1 protein-coding gene is annotated in these 375 nt (G+C 73.6%); it reads left to right on the top strand.

Translation table 11 applies throughout. The annotated features are described in order from the left end of the window. Positions 1–18: 18 nt before the first annotated feature. Positions 19–375: LLM class flavin-dependent oxidoreductase (locus PUR61_RS23875; protein ID WP_329881419.1), on the top strand; the 357-nt coding region annotated here is incomplete at its 3' end.

The following is a 375-nucleotide window of genomic DNA, read 5'->3' as shown; positions in this document are numbered from 1 at the left end:
GCCCGCTACGAGGCCGGCATGCTCACCCACCTCGCCGACGACCACCCGGACGCCCTCGCGGTGCTCACCCGCCTCCTCGACCCGGAGCTGCTCGTCGACCACCCCGACGTCCGGCCGCTCGCCCTCGACCGGATCAGCGACGGCCGGCTCACCGTCCACTTCATCACCGGCGGCAACGACCACGAGCAGCAGCGCGAGGGCGACTTCCTCACCAAGGACGAGCGGTACGCCCGCACCCGGGAGTACGCCGCCGCGGTGCGCGGCCACCGGGACGCGCTGAACGTCCTGCGCACCTCCAACCGGCTCTGGACGTACTTCAGTCCGGCGGAGTCCATCGCCCCCGGCGAGCGCACCGGCCGGTTCCGGATCGGTGGC

The sequence above is a fragment of the Streptomyces sp. BE20 genome, assembly GCF_036322525.1.
Classification (GTDB): domain Bacteria; phylum Actinomycetota; class Actinomycetes; order Streptomycetales; family Streptomycetaceae; genus Kitasatospora.
The sequence above is the reverse complement of the archived record's forward strand: the minus strand, read 5'-3'. Positions and strand labels throughout refer to the sequence as shown.